Genomic DNA, 19118 nt, shown 5'->3' with positions numbered 1-19118 from the left:
GGAGTGAGGCCATGAATACAGAGGGGAGCCCGGTCGTGAGCGCAGTGACGAGCGAGCCGGCCGACCGCCAGGACGAGCGGCTCCAGGACCGCGGCGGGCTGCGCGGCGCACTGGCCGACGTGGTCGCCCGGGCCAGGGGCGGCGACCTCGGGGTGATCCCCGTCGTGGTCGGCCTCGTGGTCATCTGGACCGTGCTGCAGGTCCTCAACCCGATCTTCCTGTCCAGCGCCAACCTGGTGAACCTCACGCTGGAGTCCGCCGCCGTCGGCATCATCGCGCTCGGCATCGTGTGCGTGCTGCTGGTGGGGCAGATCGACCTGTCCGTCGGCTCGGTCAGCGGGTTGTCGGGGGCCGTGCTCGCGGTGCTGTTCGTGAGCGAGGGGCTGCCGGTCTGGCTGGCGATCCTGGCCTCGGTGATCATGGGCGCCGTCATCGGCTGGCTGTACGGGCAGCTCTTCAACCGGTTCGGGGTGCCGAGCTTCGTCATCACGCTGGCCGGGCTGCTGGCCTTCCTCGGGCTCCAGCTCTACGTGCTGGGCACCAAGGGGTCGATCAACCTGCCGTTCGACTCGGGGCTGGTGAACTTCGCGCAGCTCGACTTCGTACCGGCCTGGTTGTCGTTCGCGTTCGCGGTGGTCGCGGCGGCCGGGTGGTTCGTCAGCGGGTTCCTGCACGCGCAGGAGCGGCGCCGGGCCGGGCTGTCGGCCCGCGGCACGCTCACGCTGGCCGCCAGGAGCGTGGCGCTGCTGGTGGTGCTGGCGTTCGTGGTCTGGTATCTGGGCCAGACGCGCGGCGTGGGCTGGATGTTCGTCTTCTTCGTGGCGCTGGTGCTGATCATGCACTATCTGCTGTCGCGGACGAAGTGGGGCAGGTCCGTCTACGCGGTCGGCGGCAACGTGGAGGCCGCGCGCCGGGCGGGCATCAACGTCAGGGCGATCTACACCTCCGTGTTCGTGCTCTGCTCGACCTTCGCCGCGGTCGGCGGCATCCTGGCCGCGGCCCGGCTGGCGGCGGCCAACCAGAGCAGCGGCGGGGGCGACGTCAACCTCAACGCCATCGCGGCGGCCGTGATCGGCGGGACGAGCCTGTTCGGCGGGCGCGGCACTGCCTTCGGCGCGCTGCTCGGGGTCATCGTCATCCAGTCGATCTCCAGCGGCCTGACGCTGCTGAACCTGGACTCCTCGATCAGATTCGTGGTGACCGGGGCCGTGCTGCTGCTCGCCGTGATCGTCGACTCCGTGTCGCGCCGGTCGAGGACCTCCCACGGCAGGGCCTGATGGCCGTCATCTGCGTGGACGCCGGCACCACGGTCATCAAGGCGGTCGGGTACGACGCCTCCGGCGCCGAGTCGGCCGTCGCCCGGCGGGAGACCACGGTGTCCAGGCCCGCCCCCGGCCATGCCGAGCAGGACATGGGCGCCGTCTGGGACGCCGTCGCGGACACCGTGCGCGAGGTCGCCGCCCGGGTGGGCCGGGTCGAGCTCGTGGCGGTCACGGCACAGGGCGACGGCTGCTGGCTGGTCGACGAGCACGGCGCGCCGACCGGCCCGGCCATCCTGTGGAACGACGCCAGGGCCGCCGCCACCGTGGACGGCTGGACGCGGGCCGGGCTGGCCGAGGCGGCGTTCCGGCTCAACGGCTCCTCGGCGGCCTCCGGGCTCCCGCACGCCATCCTGACCTGGCTGCGCGCGCACGACCCCGGCCGGCTCGACCGGTCGAGCGCCCTGCTGACCTGCGGGGGCTGGATCTACGCGCGGATGACCGGGGAGCTGGTGGCCGAGGAGTCCGACGCGTCGGCGCCGTTCATGGACCTGCGGGCGCGGGCGTACTCGCCGGCGCTGGCGGCCATGTTCGGCCTGGAGTGGGCCGAGCGGCTGCTGCCCCCGATCCGTTCCTGCCCGGTCGCCGAGCTCACCCCGGCCGCCGCCGCCGCACTCGGCCTGGCCGCCGGGACCCCGGTCGTCATGGCCCCCTACGACATCGCCGCGACGGCCCTGGGCGCGGGCGCGGTCACGGCCGGGCAGGCGTGCGGCATCCTCGGCACCACCCTCTGCACCGAGGTCCTCGTCGACGAGCCCGGCCTGGAGGGCGAGCCGACCGGCATCACGATCGCGCTGCCCGGCGGCTACCTGCGGGCCTTCCCCACGTTCGCGGGCACGGAGGTGGTGCAGTGGACGTGCCGCCTGCTGGGCCTGGCCGACCCCGCCGAGCTGGGCGTGCTGGCCGCGCAGAGCCCGCCGGGCGCGGGCGGGCTGACGTTGCTGCCGTACCTGTCGCCCGCCGGTGAGCGGGCCCCCTTCTCCGACCCGCTGGCCAGGGGCTCGTTGCTGGGCATGTCGTTCGAGCACGGCCGCGAGCACGTCGCCCGGGCCGCCCTCGAAGGACTCAGCATGGTCATCCGCGACTGCCTGGCGGCCACCGGGGCCGCGCCGACGGAGTTGCGGGCGTGCGGGGGCGGCGCGGCCAGCGCTCCCTGGCTCTCGCTGATCGCCGACATCACCGGGCTGCCCGTACGCCGGCCGGCCGACGCCGAGGTGGGGGCGCGGGGGGCGTACCTGGTGGGGCTGGCGGCCACCGGTGCCGCGGCGTCCGTCCCGGCCGCCGCCGCCAAGCACGTACGGCTCCGCGACGCGGTCGAGCCCGACCCCGCCCGCCACCGGCTCTATGCCAGGCTGTTCGACGATTTCCTGAGCCTGCGCGGGACCAGCGCGGGCACGTGGCCGCTGCTGGCCGAGATGAGGGACCGTACATGAGCGGGTGGATCGGCATCGATCTCGGCACGCAGAGCGTGCGCGCGCTGGCCGTCAGCGGGGACGGCCAGGTGCTCGGCACCGCGAGCCGCCCGCTGACCAGCCACCGCGACGGGCCCCGGCACGAGCAGGACCCCGAGCAGTGGTGGCGCGAGCTCGCCGCCGCCACCCGGGAGGCGCTGCGCGACGTGCCGCCCGGCCGGATCGAGGGCGTGGCCGTGGCCGCGACCTCTGGAACGATCCTGCTCACCGACGCCCAGGGGCGGGCGCTGACGCCCGCGCTCATGTACGACGACCGGCGGGCCTCCGCCGACCGGGTCAACGAGGTGGGCGCGCCCGTCTGGGAGCGACTCGGCTACCGGCGCATGCAGCCCAACTGGGCGCTGCCGAAGCTCCTGTGGCTGCTCGGGGACGCGCCTGCGGGAGCCCGGCCGGCCCACCAGAGCGACTTCGTCAACCGGCGGCTGGTCGGGCACGAGGTGGCCACCGACCTGAGCAACGCACTCAAGACCGGCGTGGACCTGATCGAGGAGCGCTGGCCGGCGGAGGTGTTCGACGCGCTCGGCGTGCCCGCGGAGATCCTCCCCGCGGTCGTGCGGCCCGGCACCCGGCTGGGCGTGGTCGGCGCGCAGGCCGCCGAGGAGACCGGCATCCCGGCCGGCACCCCGGTGGTCGCGGGCACCACGGACGGGTGCGCGGCCCAGCTCGGCGCGGGCGCCCTGCGGGTCGGGAGCTGGAACTCGGTGCTGGGCACGACGCTGGTACTGAAGGGCGTGACGAAGGAGCTGATCCACGACCCGCTGGGAGTCGTGTACTCGCACCGGGCGCCCGACGGCTCGTGGCTGCCTGGCGGGGCGTCGAGCACCGGCGCTGGCGCGCTGTCCCGCGACCTGCCGGGCCGCGACCTGGACGCCCTGAGCGTGCGGGCCGCCACCCTCCCGGCCGGCGGGGAGAGGCCCGTCACGTATCCGCTGGTGTCCCGTGGTGAGCGGTTCCCGTTCGCCGCGCCGGAGGCCGAGGCGTTCACCCTCGGCGAGCCCGCCGACGACGTCGAGCGCTACGCCGCGATCCTGCTCGGCGCGGCCTTCGTGGAGCGCCTCTGCTTCGACTACCTCGACCTGCTCGGCGCCCCCGTGGACGGAGAGGTCATCCTGACCGGCGGCGCCACCCGCAGCGCGTACTGGACCCGGCTGCGGGCCGACGTCCTGGGGCGTCCTGTCACGCTGCGTGAGAACGCCGAGCCCGCCCTGGGCATGGCGGTGCTCGCGGGCGGCGACCCCGGCGGCATGATCAGGACCCGGGCGGTCGTCGAGCCGTCCGGGGCCGACCTGCGCGAGCCGTACCTGCGTTTCGTCGCCGAGCTGGAACGGCGCGGCTGGCTCGACCCGGCCGCCGCGCGACACGCCCGCGAGAGGACCCCCGCATGACCGACCTCGTCCTGGTCCGCCACGGCGAGACCGTCTGGCACGCCGAGAACCGCTACGCCGGGCTCAGCGACATCGACCTCACCCCCCGCGGCCTCGACCAGGCCGCTGAGCTCGCCGGTTGGGCCGCGGGCGCCGGCCTGGCGGGCGTGTGGGCCTCCACCCTCAGCCGGGCCAGGGTCACCGCGGCCGCCAGCGCTGAGCAGGCGGGCCTGCCGCTCCGGGTGGACGCCCGGCTACGCGAGCTGGACTTCGGCGAGGGCGACGGCCTGACCTCGGCGGAGATGGCCGAGCGGTTCCCGCAGGCGCGTGCCGCGTTCGAGGCCGACCCAGCCCGGCACCCGCTGCCCGGCGGCGAGGATCCGCACGCGGCCGCCGACCGGTTCATCGCCGCGTTGCGCGACATCACCGCCGCGCATCCCGGCGGGCGCGTGCTGGTGGTCGCCCACACGACCGCCATCAGGCTCGCCCTGTGCCGGCTCATCGGAGTGCCGCTCGGAGAATACCGGCGGTTGTTCCCGCGCCTGGACAACTGTGCCCTGACAGAGCTACGCCTGCCGGGGCCCGGCACCGGGCGGGTCGCGATATTGCAGTACAACTCCCCGATTGGAGCCGTTCGTTGAGCATCCGAGTCCTCGCCGCGGGCGATCATTTCGTCCAGAACCGCCTGCTCATCGACGCGCTCAGACGCGAGGTGCCCGGTGAGGTGGACATCAGCGAGCTGACGTTGCCGTGGCCGGTGGAGCCGTTCGGCCGGGTGGGCGAGGTGGACGAGGCCTCCGACGTGGAGGACGAGCTGATCGAGGCGCTGCGCGGCGTCGAGGTCTGCGTGACCCAGATGGCCCCGCTGACCAAGCGCGTCCTGGATGCCTCCCCCGACCTGCGGCTGTTCTGCGTGAGCCGGGGTGGGCCGGTGAACGCCAACCTGGAGGCGGCCGCGCGGGCCGGGGTGGCGGTGACGTTCGCGCCGGGCCGCAACGCGGTGGCCACCGCCGAGCACACCCTGGCCATGCTGCTGGCCGCCACCCGCCGGATCCCCCAGACGCACGCCGACCTGGCCGGGGGCGTGTGGCGGGGCGACTACTACATGTACGACAACGTCGGCCCCGAGCTGGAGGGCGGCACGGTCGGCCTGATCGGGTACGGTGCCATCGGCCGCCGCGTCGCCCGCATGCTCGAGGGCTTCGGGGCGGACGTGCTCGCCTACGACCCGTACGTGGACGTGCCCGGACGCGGAGTGGGCCTGGCCGAGCTGCTGGAACGCGCGAGCTTCGTCTCCCTGCACGCCCGTGCCACCGCCGAGACCGCCGGCATGATCGGCGCGGCCGAGATCGCCTCCATGCCGCGCGGCTCGGTCCTGGTCAACTGCGCCCGGGGGGCGCTGCTCGACTACGACGCCCTGTGCGACGCGCTGGACTCGGGCCACCTGTTCGGCGCCGCGGTGGACGTCTTCCCCGAAGAGCCCATCCCGGCGGGATCGCGTCTGCTCACCACGCCGAACCTGGTGATGACCCCGCACCTGGCGGGCGCCAGCAAGGAGACCGCGATGAAGGCGGCCGCGATCGTGGCCGCCGACGTGGCCCGCTATGTCCGCGGCGAACCCCTCGCCCACGTGGCCACCCCCTGAGCGCCACCGCTTGAGCACCCCCCTGAGCGGCCACCGCTCCCCTCGTTCAGCGGACGCGCTCCAGCGTGCCCCGGGAGCTCGTGACCACGGTGACGCTGAAGTCGTGGCTGGTGCCGGACAGGTCGCCGCCGCCCGCGGCGACCACCAGAGCCCCCTTCGACACGCCCAGCCCCACCAGGGCGGGCAGCTCGCAACCGCCGTCGGGGAGCCAGGTGGCCAGCACCACGTCGGACTCGGCCAGGCGTACGGGCAGGTCGAGCTCGGCCATCCGGGCCAGCAGCCCCGCGTGTGACATGCGCCCGCCGGCCAGCACCAGGGCGTCCTGGCGCTTGGCGTCGATCGCGGGCAGCGCGGTGGGCTCCAGCGTGAGCAGGCTGCGGAAGTCGATCGCGTCGAGCGCCGAGCCCAGCGAGACGACCTGGCGCACCCGCGACCCCTCCGCCGCCAGGATCGCCGTCTCGGCCAGATCCGGCGTGGTGATCAGAGTACGGGCGTCGCACGCCCGCAACCACGCGGCCATCTCCTCCGCCCCGAGCCCGGGATCGATCGGCGCCGCCACCCCGCCCGCCGCCAGCACGGTGTGCACGGCCAGCGTCTGCGCGCCCGCCGTGGAGACGTGCACGCCGACCACCTGGTCCCGCCGGGCGCCCCGGCGCACCAGCCCGGAGGCCGCCCTGGTCACCTCGGTCACCAGCCTGCGGTAGCCGTAGACGTGACCGCCGCGCAGGTCGATGAGGGCGGGCCGGTCGCCGCGCTCGTAGGCCCGGCGGAACACCTCGTGGATCACGGTGCCGGTGGTCGAGGCGGTGGGTTTCATGCCCGACAACGTACGACCGGCGAGCCGGGCACAGCATCCACCGATGTATGTAGGCCGATGTGCATTCGTGGTCGCCGTTCCAGGCCCTGCCAGGTGCCTTCACCTGGGCTCGTCCCGTACGTGCGGTGCGGTTCCGCGGCCCGCCCCGAATGTGGGCGGGCCCGAGCCCTGCGCGACTCGAGCCCGCTGTCACGCGCCCGGAGCCGGACCCCCACCCCTCCGAGGGGGTCCGAACCCCGTGTGGACGCGTGACGTCCCCGATCGATCGACCAGGACCCCGCCACGAGGGGTGAGGAACTCGCGGTGCGGTCGATCACATGAAGCAACCGTAGATCTGCAGGGGGTGGCGGCACATGCTCTGACATGGCCATTCGAAGGTGTACGCGGCCAGGCGCCGACATGTGTAGAGGCGTTGGCGGATTCATCGGCTGCCGATCACCCATGCGGCAATCTGTGTACGCGTGGAGAACCCCAGCTTTGCCAGGATGTTGGCCACGTGGCGGGCGGCCGTCGCCGGGCTGATGACCAGCTCGTCGGCGATGGCCCGGTTGCTCAGCCCTCTGGAGACCAGGTCGGCGATCTCGCGTTCCCGGGCCGTGAGCCTGCTCTCCTGGCTGGCCGGGACGACCGGCTCGGCCGGCGGGTCGGGCAGGGCGCCGTCGAGCGCGCAGGCCATCGCCTGGTCGGCGGTCATGGACCTGCCCTCCGCCCAGAGCACCCCCACCACGGCCTCGCCCAGCCTGTCCCGCGCCGGGCGCAGGACGTCCTCGGTGCGCGCGTCCGGCTGGCGGCCGCGCAGCGCGACCGCCGCGGCGGCCAGCAGGACCGCGCGCCGGTGGTCGCCCTCGGCCGTGACCAGGCTCGCCCACGCCTCCAGCCGCCTGGCGATGCCGGCGCGCAACCCGGCGTCGCGGCTGAGCACCAGCGCCTCGGTGAACCTCGCCCTGGCCTCCGCCAGATCGCCCTGGTCCAGCGCCACCGAGCCGAGACCGGCCAGGCAGCGCACGATCTGCTGCCGGGCGTCCACGCCGCGCATCAGCCGCAGCCCCGACTCGTAGTGCCGCCTGGCCGTCGCGGGGTCGCCCGAGCGCCTGGCCACCTGGGCCAGACCGATGTGGCCGATGGTCTGACCGTAGTGGTTGTCGAGCTCCTCGCTGATCGACAGGACCTTCTCGAACGCGCGCCGCGCCTCGCGCAGGCGGCCCTGATACAGGCCGAACCCGGCCTTGGCGCCCTGGGCCTGCGACTCAAGGATGAGGTCGCCGGATCGCCCGGCCAGCTCCAGGGCGCGGTCGAGGTTGTCCTGCTCGCCGGTGAGCCGGGCCAGCAGGATGAGGGCGACGGCCTCACCGTGCGGGTCGTCCGCGGTGCGGCACAGCTCCAGCCCGGCCCTGGCCCACCGCAGCGCCGGCTTCAGATCGCCGGCCGCCGCGGCCAGCTCTCCCCGCAGGATCGTGGCCTGCCCGCGCAGGCCCGGCCGCACCTGCGGGGCGTCGAGGGCCAGCAGCCGGTCCAGCCGCTCGGCCATGTCGAGCTTGCTGCCGCTGCCGATCAGCAGGAAGCGCGTGTCGGTCAGCAGGCTGAGCGCGGTCTCCGGCAGCCCGATGGCGATCGCCCAGTCGCAGGCCGAGCCGACCTCGACCTTGAGCCCGTCCAGCAGGTTGATGAACCGCTCGACCACCGGCCACGGCGTGCGCACGCCCGGCGCCAGCCCCCGTCTGAACCCGGCCGCCAGCCCGGCCAGCGCCTTCAGGTGCCGGCGCCGCAGCTCGGCCTCCTCGCCCGAGTCGGCGAGCTGTTCCAGGGCGTATTCGCGTACGGTCTCCAGCAGTCGGTAGCGCGCCTGCCCCGCGATCTCGCCGTCGACCGCGACCAGCGACTTGTCGACCAGGTCGCAGAGCCTGGGCAGCACCTCCTCCTCCGGCAGCCCCGGGCCCGAGCACACCCCTTCGGCCAGGTCCAGCGTCCAGAAGGAGCGGAAGGCGGCCGTACGGCGCAGCAACAGCCGCTCCTGCGGGCTGAGCAGCCGGTAGCTCCAGTCGACCGCGGCCCGGAGGGTGCGGTGCCGGGCGGGGGCCGTACGGGCGCCGCCCGCCAGCAGCCTGAACCGGTCGTCCAGCCGCTCGACGAGCTGCCCCACGGACAGGACCCTGACCATCGCGGCGGCCAGCTCGATCGCCAGCGGCAACCCGTCGAGCGCCTGGCACAGCTCCACGACCAGCGGCCACGTCTCGTCGGTCAGCTCGAAGCCGGGCCTGGCGGCGCCGGCCCTGGCCACGAACAGCCGCACGGCCTCGCTCTCCACGCCGTCCACGGACAGCGGCGGCACCCGCCACACCGTCTCGCCCGGCACCCGCAGCGGCTCCCGGCTGGTGGCCAGCACGGTCAGCCCGGGACAGGCGCCCAGCAGATCCTGGCACAACTCGGCGCACTCGCCGATCACCGGCTCGCAGTTGTCGAGCAGCAGCAGCACCCGCCGCCCGCCGATCGTCTCGGCCAGCTCGCCGGCGATGCCCAACGTGCTGGAGACGTGCCCTCTGAGCTCGCCCTTCTCCAGATCGGCCAGCTCGACCAGGCACACGCCGTCCGGATGGTCGGGCTCGACCCGGGTGGCCAGCCGCAGCGCCAGCCGGGTCTTCCCGATGCCGCCCGCCCCGCACAGAGTCACGGCACGCGAGACACGCATCAGGTGAAGGAGCTCGTCCACATCGGCCTCCCGGCCCACGAACGTGTTCGGCTCCGCCGGGAGGTTGCTGAATTCGGAAGATCGCAGCATCACTGTGAGCGTGTCACCAACTACGCCACGCGCCCAGACGCAAACTCGCGCACCCCGGCCATGTACCCGGGCGGACCAAGGGGCGGGCGGCGCACACGGAGAGGGTGAGCGGCATGCGAGGGCGAGCGACACGGAGACCGGCGGCGCGCAGGGCGGGGTTCGTCAGGGCAGGGCGGCCTTGAGGATGGCGCGGGCTATGGGGGTGACGGTGGTGGCGCGGGCGCCTGGGTGTTCCAGGACCACGCCCACCGCCACCTCGGGCAGTTCCGCCGGGGCGAAGGCCGTCACCAGGGCGTGGTCCTCCGAACCCGCCGGGGTCTCCAGGACGGCGGTCTTGGCGGCCACCGCGACCCCGGGGATGGCCGCCTTCGTCCCCGTCCCCTTGCCGTGCGTCACCGTCGTCATCATCGCCGCCAGGTGCTTGGCCAGCGTCCTCGGCACGGCCGTCCGGTACGGCGCGGGGTCGGCGCGGTTGATGACGGAGCCGTCCGGCAGGCGTACCTCGTGCACCAGGTACGGCCGCATCAGCACCCCGTCGTTGGCCACCGCCGCGGACAGCATGGCGATCATCAGCGGCGTGGCCCGGCCCTCGTGGTGCCCGACGGCCGCCAGGGCGGACCGCGGCCGGTCCATGACCAGCGGAAACCGGCTCGACGTGACGGCCAGCGGGATCTTCAGGCTCGGCGCGTTGAACCCGAACGCCTCCGCGTGGTCCCGCAGCAGGTCCGGCCCGAGCTGGAGCCCGATGTTGGCGAAGGCGGTGGTGCAGGACACCTGGAAGGCGTGCAGGAGCGTGGGACGGGCGGAGCCGCAGGTGGCCGGGTTGGCGAGAGAGGGGGACGGGCCGGGCGGCCGCGACCGCGCGGACGCCGGCACCACGGCTGAGGGCGTGTACTCGCCGGACGCCAGCGCCGCGGCCGTGGTGACCAGGTCGAACGTGGCGCCCGGTGGATACGGCCGGTTCAGCGCCCGGTTCAGCAGGGGCTGTGAGGGGGCCTGCCGGAGCTGCCGGGTCGCCTCGGCGAGCCGGGCGGGGTCGAAGGTGGTGAAGGCGTTCGGGTCGAAGGACGGATAGGAGGCCAGCGCCAGGACCGCCCCGGTGGCCGGGTCCAACGCCACCGCGGCCCCCGGCAGCCCCGCCTCCGCGAGCCCCCGGTACGCGGCCCGCTGCGCGCGCTCCCTGATCGTCAGCCGCACGTCGGCCCCCTCGACCGGCGCCTCCCTGACCAGCGAACGGACCTTGACCTTGGTGTCGTCCCCGGACAGCACCGCGTTCTGCGCCCGCTCGATGCCGGTGGCGCGGTGCAGCGAGACGTATCCGGTGACGGGCGCGTACGGCGCGCCACCCGGATAGACCCGCCGATACAGGTACGGTCCATCCCGGGTCGGGCGGCTCGTGGCCAGGGCGGTGCCGTCATAGGTGAGGATGTCGCCACGCGGATGGCCGAACCTGGCGATGAGCGGGCGTTCGTTCCTGGGGTCGGAGTTCAGCCGGGTCGTGCCGAACGCCTGGATGACCGTGATGTGCCCCAGCAGGACGAACAACATCGCCCCGCAGAGCTTGGCGACGCGGCGCAGCGGCAGGTTGGCGGCCCGCACCCTCGATCCGGCCATGATCTTGGTTTAACAGCCGGACCGCAAAGGCGGGGCTAGCCGACGCTGCGGTAGTAGGAGATCTTGTGGTGGATGTAGCGCTGCCGCTCGGCGAGATTCTCGATCTGCGCCTGGACCTGCTGGTCGTGCTCTTCCAGCAGTTTGATGCGGTCGGGGATGGTGTGGTCGCCCGCGCGTACGAGCTCGGCGAAGCGCAGCATCGTGGCGATGGGCATGCCCGTGTCGCGCAGGCAGCGCACCATGCCGAGCCAGCCCACGTCCTCCTCGCTGAACCTGCGCTGCCCGGCCGCGTTTCTGCCCACGCGCTCGAGCAACCCGATCTTCTCGTAGTAACGCAGGGTGTCGAGGCTGAAGCCGGTCTCCTCCACCACTTCCGCAGGAGTGTAGACGCTCACGCGGCCCAGTATCCCACCTGGAGTGCACTCCAGGTCAACGGGTTGACCTGGAGTGCACTCCAGGTCGCACAGTCGGGCACATGAACATCGCACTCGGCACGATTCCGTTCGGCACGACCGTCGGCCAGCAGGACACCTTCGCCATCCTGGACCGGTTCCACGAGGCCGGCGGCACGATGCTCGACACGGCCAACAACTACCCGTTCTGGGTCGAAGGCCGGTCGGGCGACGAGAGCGAGCTGGCCATCGGCGCGTGGCTGGCCGCCCGCGGCAACCGGGACGAGATCTTCATCAGCACGAAGGCCGGCGCCCGGCCCACCGTGCCCGGCGACACCACGCTGGACTCCGCCGAAGGGCTGTCCGCGCCCGCCGTCGCCAAGGCGGCCGAAGGCAGCCTGCGGAGGTTGGGGACGGACTACATCGATGTGTATTGGGCGCACATCGAGGATCGTTCTGTACCGTTCGAGGAGACTTTGGGGGCATTCAACGAGCTGGCTCAGCAGGGCAAGGTCCGCAGTATCGGCGCGAGCAACATAGCCACCTGGCGCCTGGAAAGGGCCAGGAACGTCTCCGCCACCCGGGGCTGGCTGCCCTACACATATGTGCAGATGCGCCACACATACCTGAGGCCGCGGCCGCTGGCCCAGCTTCCCGAGATGGGTCACCGGCTCGTCACGGACGAGCTGCTCGACTACCTCGCCGCCGAGCCGGACCTGACGTTGTGGGCGTACAACACACTGATGTTCGGCGCCTATACCCGTCCCGAGCGGCCGATCCACGATGTGTACGACCACCCGGGCACGACCCGCCGCCTGGCCGTCCTGCGCGAGGTCGCGAAGGAGCTGGGCGCGACCCCGAACCAGGTCGTGCTGGCCTGGCTGATGGCCGACGGGATCGTACCCATCGTGGGCGTCTCCACGATGGCGCAGCTCGACGAGGCCATCGGCGCCGCGGACCTCAAGCTGGACACCGAGCTCCGCGCCCGCATGGACTCGGCCTCCTGACCTCGGATCAAGTCGGCCCCGGATCAAGCCGGCCCCGGACCAGGCCGACCCCAGGTCAGGCCGACCCCAGGTCAGGCCGACCCCAGGTCAGGCCGACCCCAGGTCAGGCGAGGTGGCCGGCCAGGTAGCGGCGGACGAGCTGCTTGCACTCGTCGATCAGCGCCGGGTCGCCCGCGGGGTCGGCCCGGAAGGCCAGCTTGAGCACCGCGTCCGTGGCCTCCACCGCGACCAGCAGCGCCCGGTCGAGCTCCGGTGCCGCGGGGGCGCCCAGGAGCTCGACCGTCAGGCCGCGCAGCCGCTCGGCCACCACGGTGTTGTTGTCGTGGGTCCCGTCGAGGGCTTGTTTGCTGCCCTCGACGGGACTCCCGCCGGGCGTGGGAAGCACCTCGCCGAAGTCGACCACCGCGAACCCGGGCGTGGTGCGCTTCATCCCGACGAACTCGTCGATGGCCAGATCGACCAGGTCCGTCCAGTGCTCCAGATCGGCCACGGCGATGCGCTCGGTGACCCGCTGCAGGAACGCCTCCAGGTTGCGCCTGGCCAGCGCCCGCACCAACCCCTGTTTGTCATGGAAGAACTGGTAGAACGTGCCGATCGGCACCTCTGCCCGGCGCGCGACCTCCTTGGTGGTCAACGCCTCGTAACCGACCTCGTCGAGCAGGAGCGCGCACTCGTCGAGCATCCGCTCCACCCGCTCCACGCTGCGGCGCTGGGCGGGACGGCGGCGCAAGGTACTCGTCATGACGTCCATCCTTGCGCATAACCAGCAGGTAAATCCGGGCACTTGACGTTCGGTTAACATGAGCCGGCCGCAGGGAGCCCCGGCATGTTCCTGTGGGGTGGGTCGACGTCCGCGTACCAGATCGAGGGTGCCGGGGCCGGCGATATGAGGCTCAGAACACCGACACGTGAACGTGGTCGTAGTGGTTGGCCGTCACCCCGCCGCGATCCGACATGGGATCCCAGCCGCCCCCGGAGCGGATGTCGTAGTAGCGCTGCTTCCAGATGATGTACATGACCCCCAGCCGGGACCCGTTCTTGATGATCCACTCGGCCAGCGCGTCGCCGCGGTCGGCGTCCTCTCCCGAGGCCATGGAGCCGCCGCTGGACATCATGAAGTCGCAGGCCCGGCCCTTGCCGTGTTCGCCGGGGTCGCCGGGACGCAGGCAGCCGACGCCGTACTTCATGGGGAAGTTCTGCATGATCTCGGCACGTACGGAGATCATGCGCGGGGTCAGCCCCTCGGCGCCGCCGGGCTGCTGGAACCCGTACTTGGCGAGCAGGCGCTCCATCTCGCGCCGCTTGCCCTGCAGCGTCTTGATCTCCTTACGCATCTTCTCGATCTTCTCGTTGGCGTTGAGCTTCGCCTCTTTCGACTTCTCGATCAGCTTCTTGATGGCCGCGACGCGCTCGGCGCGCTCGGTCGCCATGTAGGTCATGTTGGCGGCCTGGCCCAGCATCAGGCTGGGATCGGCGCGCGGGGCGAAGAGCTGGACGTTGTCGAGCGGGCCGACGATGTAGGCGGTCTGCGCGATGCGCCCCACCTCCGCCTCCGCGGCCTTCAGCCGGGCCTCGAGGCCGCCGGAGGTGTCGGTGGCCTTCTTGGCCTGGATCCTCAGCTCCTCCAGGCTCTGGATCTGGCCGCGGTAGAGGTTGTTGAGCTTGGCGGCCTGCTTGGTGAGTTTGCGCAGCTCAGCGGGGCTGGGGTCGGCGGCGGCCGGTTGCGGGCGGGGAAGTCCGAGCAGCCCGGCGAGGACGGCGACAAGAAAGGCGAGCCGCCAGATTCTCACACCCGTCCCCTCCCCTCGTAGACGGACCGAAACTATAGAAGATGATCTTGATTCCTGTCATCCGAACGACCGAACTGCTGCACCTTTGGTGAGTTTCCGAGGCTTTTGTCCGCAGTAAGGGGGTTCTAAAAAGTTGGGCCTTGTCTAGATCGCTCCAACGGTCTGAGATGGCCTACGAACTCGTCTCTTCAAGGGGGCAGACGTTGTCTCGATCACTCACCCTCGCCGGCGCCGTCATCCTCGGCTTATGCACATCCTTGGTGGCCCTCCCGGCCCACGCCTCCGTCGACCCGCTGCGGCTCCGCGACCGCATCGAGCTGTACGAGCTCGACAGCCCGCCGGGCACCGGGCAGGCCCTCAGGGAGAAGGGCTTCGACGTCGTCCAGCAGCAGAACCAGGGCGGTAAGGAACACGTCGAGCTGACCGCCGCGCAGACGGACCTCGACGCGCTGAGGAAACTCGGCTTCGAACCGCGGCCCGTGCGCAACCCGCAGGGCCAGACCCAGCTTGAGGCCGCCAGGGCGCAGGCCGCGGGCGGCTACACCGTCTACAAGTCCTACTCGGAGCCCGGCGGCATCGCCGACCAGCTCAGGGCCATCGCCAACGCCAACAAGGACATCGTCAAGCTCCAGTCGATCGGCAAGACGCTGCGCGGCCAGGACATCCTGGCGGTCAAGGTGAGCACCGGCGCCCGGCTGCTGCCCGACGGCCTCAAGCCCGCCACCCTCTACTCGGCCACCCAGCACGCCCGCGAGTGGATCGCCACCGAGGTGGACATGCGGCTGCTGAAGCACGTGGTCGCGAACAAGCGCACGCTGCGGGACCTGCTCAACAGGACCGAGCTGTGGTTCGTCCCGGTGGCCAACCCCGACGGGTACGACTTCACCTTCACCGAGGGCAACCGCCTGTGGCGCAAGAACCTGCGTGACATCGACGGCGACAGCCAGATCACGATCGGCGACGGCGTCGACCTGAACCGGAACTTCCCCACGAACTTCCACTACGACGAGGAAGGCTCGTCGAGCATCCCGAGCAGCGACACCTACCGCGGCAAGGGCCCGGCCAGCGAGCCGGAGACCAAGGCCATGATCGGCCTGCTCAGCCGGGTGAAGTTCGAGATGCAGCTCAACTACCACTCCTTCGGCCCGCTGCTGCTCTACCCGATGGGCGTGCAGATCGCCACGGAGACCGCCGACAACCCGATCTACGAGGCGCTCAGCGGCGACGACGCCGACCCGGCCATCCCCGGCTTCGACCCGGACCTCGGCGCCGAGCTGTACACCACCAACGGCGACACCAACGACCAGGCGCACTCCCAGTACGGCACGCTGTCGTGGACGCCGGAGCTGGACGAGGGCTGCGACGGCTGCGGTTTCGTCTTCCCCGACGACGAGGCGCTGGTGCAGGCGGAGTTCGAGAAGAACCTGCCGTTCGCCCTGGACGTGGCCAGGTCCGCGGTCAACCCCGTCGAGCCCGTGAGCCACCTGGGCAACAAGACCCCGGACTTCGAGATCGACCCGTTCGAGGTGAGCCACGGCAGGGACCAGGTCGTCCAGGTCAACGCCAAGCGCAAGCTCGGCCCAGTCTTCCTGAACTACCAGGTCAACGGGGGTCGTACCAAGCTCGCCACGACGAGCGAGTGGAAGGGCGGCGAGCGCTACGGCAAGGGCTACGACCGCTACTACCACCGGCTCCGCGGCAAGATCACCGGCACCAGGCCCGGTGACAAGGTCAAGGTCTGGTTCAGCTCGATCGGCGGGAAGAGCGAGAGCTTCACCTACACCGTCGCCACCGACATCGGGGGCCGGGTGCTGGTCCTGGCCACCGAGGACGTGACCGGCCTCAGCCCGGCGCAGGGCGTGACCGAGGCCAAGTACGCCGACGAGTACGCCGCCGCGATCACCGCCGCCGGCTTCACCTCGGACGTGTACGACATGGACAAGATGGGACGCAAGGCCCCGCACCCGCTCGGCGTGCTCAGCCACTACCAGGCGGTGGTCTGGGAGACCGGCGACGACGTCATCCCCAGGTCCGACGGGCAGGTGGCGGGCACCACCTCCAAGGGCGGCGTGGACACCGAACTGGCGGTCCGCGACTACCTGAACGAGGGCGGCAAGCTTCTGCACGCCGGCAAGTACCCGTCGTACGCGGCCAACAACAACGGCCTGTACTTCTACCAGCCGGACCAACCGGCGCAGCAGGAGTGCACGGTGCCGGACGACCCGCCGTGCATCCCCGTGTTCAACGACTTCCAGCAGTACTGGCTGGGCGCGTTCGTGTACTTCGACGACGCCGGCACCGACCACGACACCGGTCAGCCGTTCGCGCTGCAGGGCAACGGCGGCCAGTTCCAGGGCTTCAACGCCACCCTGGAGCCGGGCCACACCAACTCGTTCGTGGCCACCTCGGCGATCCTGCCCGCGCAGCAGTTCCCGCTGTTCCAGAGCTCGGCCCAGGTCAAGTGGGTACGCCCCGGCGGACCCTTCGACCCGCACACCGGCGCCTGGGACGTCTACAGCGGCATCGCCGACGTCTCGTGGAAGCGGCTGACCAAGACCATCGACCTGACCGGCAGGAGCAGCGGCGACCTGACGTTCTGGACCTCGTTCGACACCGAGGCGAGCTGGGACTTCCTGACGGTCGAGGCCAGGACTGCGGGCGGCGACGACTGGACCACGCTGCCCGACCTCAACGGGCACACCACCCAGGACACCGGTGAGAGCTGCAAGACGGAGAACAGCGGCGGCTGGCGCGTGATCCATCCGTTCACCCAGCGCTACCAGGGCGTGAACTGCGAGCCGAGCGGCACCTCCGGCGCGTGGCACGCGGCCTCGGGCAACTCGGCCGGCTGGCAGCAGTGGAAGATCGATCTGACCCCGTACGCGGGCAAGCAGGTCGAGCTGTCCATCTCCTACCTCAGCGACTGGGCGACCCAGGGCGCGGGCGTCTTCCTCGACGACTTCGCGGTCACGCTGGACGGCGCGACGGCCGAGCAGACCTCGTTCGAGTCGGACCTCGGCGGCTGGACCGTCGGGGCACCGCCCGAGGGCACCTCCGCCTCGGTCAACAACTGGTTCCGCACCGACCAGGTCTTCGAGGAAGGCGGCGGCATCGTCACCAAGGACACCGTCTACCTGGGCTTCGGCGTGGAGGGCATCGCCGATCCGGCCACCCGTGCCGACCTGGTCAAGAGGTCACTGAGGCACCTGCTCATCGAACCCCGCTGAGGGCTCGGAGGGGCGCGGCGCCCGGCGCCGCGCCCCTTGCGTGTCCGGACAGAACATGGTTCGGTCGCCTTGGGGCGTCGCGCCCACCACCCGTCATCCGGTCGATCAGGAGGCTCACGACATGCGCCAGCACGACACGCTGTTCATCGGGGGCGAATGGGTGACCCCAGCGGGCACCGCGACCATAGACGTCGTCTCGCCGCACACCGAGGAGGTCGTCGGCCGGGTGCCCGACGGCACGGCCGCGGACATGGATCGCGCGGTCGCCGCCGCCCGCGAGGCGTTCGACCACGGGCCGTGGCCGCGGATGACGTTCGCCGAGCGGGCCGAGGTGATCGGCAGGCTGGCCGGGATCTACAACGCCCGCCAGGGCGAGATGGCCCGGCTCATCACGGAGGAGATGGGCTCACCCATCACGTTCTCCAACCTGGCGCAGGCGCCCCAGCCGCTCGGCATGCTGCAGTACTACGCCGAGCTGGGCAGGTCGTTCGTCCAGGAGGAGGAGCGGCCAGGGCTGTTCGGGCCGGTCATCGTGCGCAGGGAGCCGGTCGGCGTGGTGGCGGCCGTGGTGCCGTGGAACGTCCCGCAGTTCGTCACGATGACCAAGGTCGCGCCCGCGCTGCTGGCCGGGTGCACGATCGTGCTCAAGCCGGCGCCCGAGACGCCGCTGGACGCGTACCTGCTGGCCGAGATGGCGGTCGAGGCCGGCCTGCCGGCGGGCGTGCTCAACATCGTGGCCGCGGGCCGCGAGGTCGGCGAGCACCTGATCTCGCACCCCGGCGTGGACAAGGTGGCCTTCACCGGCTCGACCGCGGCCGGGCGGCGCATCGGCGCCATCTGCGGCGAGCAACTCAAGCGGGTCAGCCTGGAGCTGGGCGGCAAGTCCGCCGCCATCGTCCTGGACGACGCCGACCTGGGCGCGGCCCTGGGCTTCCTGACCATGGCCACCCTCATGAACAACGGACAGGCGTGCGTGGCCCAGACCCGCATCCTGGCCTCCCGCAACCGCTACGACGAGGTCGTCGGCGCCGTCGCGAACATGGTCGAGTCCCAGCCCGTCGGCGACCCCGCCGACCCGGCGACCGGCATCGGCCCGCTGGTGGCCAAGCGGCAGCGGGACCGGGTCGAGGGCTACATCAAGATCGGCATGGAGGAGGGCGCCAAGGTCGTGGTGGGCGGCCTCGACCGGCCGTACGACCGGGGCTGGTACGTCGCGCCCACCGTGTTCGCCGAGGTCACCAACGACATGCGCATCGCCCGCGAGGAGATCTTCGGCCCGGTCCTGTCGGTGATCCCGTACACCGACGAGGCCGACGCCATCCGCATCGCCAACGACAGCGACTACGGCCTGGCCGGCACGGTGTGGACGGCCGACGCCGACCACGGCATGGACGTGGCCCGTCAGGTCCGCACCGGCACCTACGGCGTCAACTGTTTCATGCTGGAGACCGGCGCGCCCTTCGGCGGCTACAAGGCCAGCGGCGTGGGCCGCGAGCTCGGCCCCGAGGGGCTGAACGGCTATCTGGAGTACAAGTCCATCGCCCGGCTCGGCTGACGCCCCCGACGGTGACGGGATGCGCACCCAGCGCGCCCCCGCAACGCTAGGTGCGCATCCCGCTACCTGAAGTGAACCACCGAACTACTGAAAGTATGTCCCACGTCCACCGTCTCGACGGTTTCGTTACCCAGAGACTT

General features: G+C 71.8%; 14 protein-coding genes. 8 read left to right on the top strand and 6 right to left on the bottom strand.

Annotated features, from left to right (window positions below):
- The first annotated feature begins 35 nt into the window (after nt 1-35).
- From ABGB18_RS17370 to ABGB18_RS17350, 5 genes are read left to right on the top strand one after another with little or no spacing between them, the layout of a single operon-like run.
- Nucleotides 36-1277, top strand: coding sequence for a sugar ABC transporter permease (locus tag ABGB18_RS17370; protein ID WP_347696532.1), 1242 nt, complete (start codon nt 36-38; stop codon nt 1275-1277).
- On the top strand, nt 1277-2752 hold the full coding sequence (locus ABGB18_RS17365) for an FGGY-family carbohydrate kinase (RefSeq protein ID WP_347696531.1): 1476 nt from the start codon (nt 1277-1279) through the stop codon (nt 2750-2752). Before ABGB18_RS17370 ends, ABGB18_RS17365 begins: the two co-directional genes overlap by 1 nt.
- On the top strand, nt 2749-4176 hold the full coding sequence (locus ABGB18_RS17360) for an FGGY family carbohydrate kinase (protein ID WP_347696530.1): 1428 nt from the start codon (nt 2749-2751) through the stop codon (nt 4174-4176). Before ABGB18_RS17365 ends, ABGB18_RS17360 begins: the two co-directional genes overlap by 4 nt.
- On the top strand, nt 4173-4796 hold the full coding sequence (locus tag ABGB18_RS17355) for a histidine phosphatase family protein (protein WP_347696529.1): 624 nt from the start codon (nt 4173-4175) through the stop codon (nt 4794-4796). Before ABGB18_RS17360 ends, ABGB18_RS17355 begins: the two co-directional genes overlap by 4 nt.
- The gene (locus ABGB18_RS17350) at nt 4793-5800 is read left to right on the top strand and encodes a 2-hydroxyacid dehydrogenase (RefSeq protein WP_347696528.1); all 1008 of its coding nucleotides are present in this window, start codon (nt 4793-4795) and stop codon (nt 5798-5800) included. Before ABGB18_RS17355 ends, ABGB18_RS17350 begins: the two co-directional genes overlap by 4 nt.
- Nucleotides 5801-5846: 46 nt before the next feature.
- Here ABGB18_RS17350 and ABGB18_RS17345 read toward each other — a convergent pair whose 3' ends face one another.
- The 4 genes from ABGB18_RS17345 to ABGB18_RS17330 all read right to left on the bottom strand — a co-directional run bounded on the left by ABGB18_RS17345 (nt 5847) and on the right by ABGB18_RS17330 (nt 11402).
- Complete coding sequence (locus ABGB18_RS17345) at nt 5847-6617, bottom strand: AMP-binding protein (RefSeq protein WP_347696527.1); 771 nt, start codon at nt 6615-6617, stop codon at nt 5847-5849.
- 421 nt (nt 6618-7038) lie between these two features.
- Nucleotides 7039-9393 (bottom strand): tetratricopeptide repeat protein, encoded by a 2355-nt coding sequence (locus ABGB18_RS17340; RefSeq protein WP_347696526.1) that lies wholly within the window; start codon nt 9391-9393, stop codon nt 7039-7041.
- 162 nt (nt 9394-9555) lie between these two features.
- The gene (locus ABGB18_RS17335; protein WP_347696525.1) at nt 9556-11007 is read right to left on the bottom strand and encodes a penicillin-binding transpeptidase domain-containing protein; all 1452 of its coding nucleotides are present in this window, start codon (nt 11005-11007) and stop codon (nt 9556-9558) included.
- A gap of 35 nt (nt 11008-11042) precedes the next feature.
- The gene (locus tag ABGB18_RS17330; protein ID WP_347696524.1) at nt 11043-11402 is read right to left on the bottom strand and encodes a MerR family transcriptional regulator; all 360 of its coding nucleotides are present in this window, start codon (nt 11400-11402) and stop codon (nt 11043-11045) included.
- Nucleotides 11403-11482: 80 nt separating this feature from the next.
- Between ABGB18_RS17330 and ABGB18_RS17325 the strand changes: the two genes are divergently transcribed.
- Entirely contained in the window at nt 11483-12406 is a 924-nt protein-coding gene (locus ABGB18_RS17325; protein ID WP_347696523.1) for an aldo/keto reductase, read from the top strand.
- A gap of 103 nt (nt 12407-12509) precedes the next feature.
- Here the strand turns inward: ABGB18_RS17325 and ABGB18_RS17320 are convergent, their stop codons facing one another.
- On the bottom strand, nt 12510-13148 hold the full coding sequence (locus ABGB18_RS17320) for a TetR/AcrR family transcriptional regulator (RefSeq protein ID WP_347696522.1): 639 nt from the start codon (nt 13146-13148) through the stop codon (nt 12510-12512).
- A 151-nt stretch (nt 13149-13299) separates the two neighbouring features.
- The gene (locus ABGB18_RS17315) at nt 13300-14196 is read right to left on the bottom strand and encodes a hypothetical protein (protein ID WP_347696521.1); all 897 of its coding nucleotides are present in this window, start codon (nt 14194-14196) and stop codon (nt 13300-13302) included.
- 260 nt (nt 14197-14456) lie between these two features.
- Between ABGB18_RS17315 and ABGB18_RS17310 the strand changes: the two genes are divergently transcribed.
- Both ABGB18_RS17310 and ABGB18_RS17305 read left to right on the top strand, forming a co-directional pair.
- Complete coding sequence (locus ABGB18_RS17310; RefSeq protein ID WP_347696520.1) at nt 14457-17423, top strand: M14 family zinc carboxypeptidase; 2967 nt, start codon at nt 14457-14459, stop codon at nt 17421-17423.
- Nucleotides 17424-17544: 121 nt separating this feature from the next.
- Nucleotides 17545-18978, top strand: a complete 1434-nt coding sequence (locus ABGB18_RS17305) for an aldehyde dehydrogenase (RefSeq protein WP_347696519.1) — start codon at nt 17545-17547, stop codon at nt 18976-18978.
- Nucleotides 18979-19118 lie beyond the last annotated feature (140 nt).

The sequence above is a fragment of the Nonomuraea sp. B12E4 genome, from assembly GCF_039871825.1.
GTDB lineage: Bacteria > Actinomycetota > Actinomycetes > Streptosporangiales > Streptosporangiaceae > Nonomuraea.
Note: the sequence above shows the minus strand (reverse complement) of the source record. Positions and strands in the feature narration are given on the sequence as shown.

Coding starts and splice junctions, on each gene's coding strand:
- ABGB18_RS17345 (WP_347696527.1), bottom strand. CDS start 6,617: ATGAAACCCACCGCCTCGACCACCGGCACCGTGATCCACGAGGTGTTC.
- ABGB18_RS17325 (WP_347696523.1), top strand. CDS start 11,483: ATGAACATCGCACTCGGCACGATTCCGTTCGGCACGACCGTCGGCCAG.
- ABGB18_RS17320 (WP_347696522.1), bottom strand. CDS start 13,148: ATGACGAGTACCTTGCGCCGCCGTCCCGCCCAGCGCCGCAGCGTGGAG.
- ABGB18_RS17335 (WP_347696525.1), bottom strand. CDS start 11,007: ATGGCCGGATCGAGGGTGCGGGCCGCCAACCTGCCGCTGCGCCGCGTC.
- ABGB18_RS17360 (WP_347696530.1), top strand. CDS start 2,749: ATGAGCGGGTGGATCGGCATCGATCTCGGCACGCAGAGCGTGCGCGCG.
- ABGB18_RS17355 (WP_347696529.1), top strand. CDS start 4,173: ATGACCGACCTCGTCCTGGTCCGCCACGGCGAGACCGTCTGGCACGCC.
- ABGB18_RS17365 (WP_347696531.1), top strand. CDS start 1,277: ATGGCCGTCATCTGCGTGGACGCCGGCACCACGGTCATCAAGGCGGTC.
- ABGB18_RS17305 (WP_347696519.1), top strand. CDS start 17,545: ATGCGCCAGCACGACACGCTGTTCATCGGGGGCGAATGGGTGACCCCA.
- ABGB18_RS17340 (WP_347696526.1), bottom strand. CDS start 9,393: ATGCTGCGATCTTCCGAATTCAGCAACCTCCCGGCGGAGCCGAACACG.